The sequence below is a fragment of the Pseudomonas sp. K5002 genome (genome assembly GCF_013386655.1).
Lineage (GTDB): Bacteria > Pseudomonadota > Gammaproteobacteria > Pseudomonadales > Pseudomonadaceae > Aquipseudomonas.
Map to the genome: position 1 here is coordinate 1 of NZ_JACARK010000838.1, position 284 is coordinate 284.

General features: G+C 64.1%; 1 protein-coding gene. It reads right to left on the reverse strand.

Annotated features, from left to right (window positions below):
* The coding region (locus HX846_RS39805; RefSeq protein WP_256740092.1) for a HAMP domain-containing protein at nucleotides 1–284 on the reverse strand (284 nt) is incomplete at both ends.

A 284-nucleotide genomic window follows, 5' to 3' on the forward strand; every position in this document is an offset into this window, starting at 1 on the left:
CCCCAGTTCATCCTGGCGCGAGGCCTGGATGTCGTGGCTCAGGTCACCTTCGGCAATCCGGTTGGCCACGGACAGGGCCTGGCGCAGTGGTGCGACGATCTGGACGGCGATCAACCAGGCGGCCACGACACCGAGCAACAGCGCCGCTGCAGTAACGTTGAGCAGCAGGGTGCGGGCGAGGCTGGCTTCGTTGTCACGCTTGGCGGTCTGGTCCTGGCTCAGCAGGTCGCTTTCCGTGAGCAATTGATCCAGCCACTGTTCAAGCTGGTTCTGGGTGGTTTCGG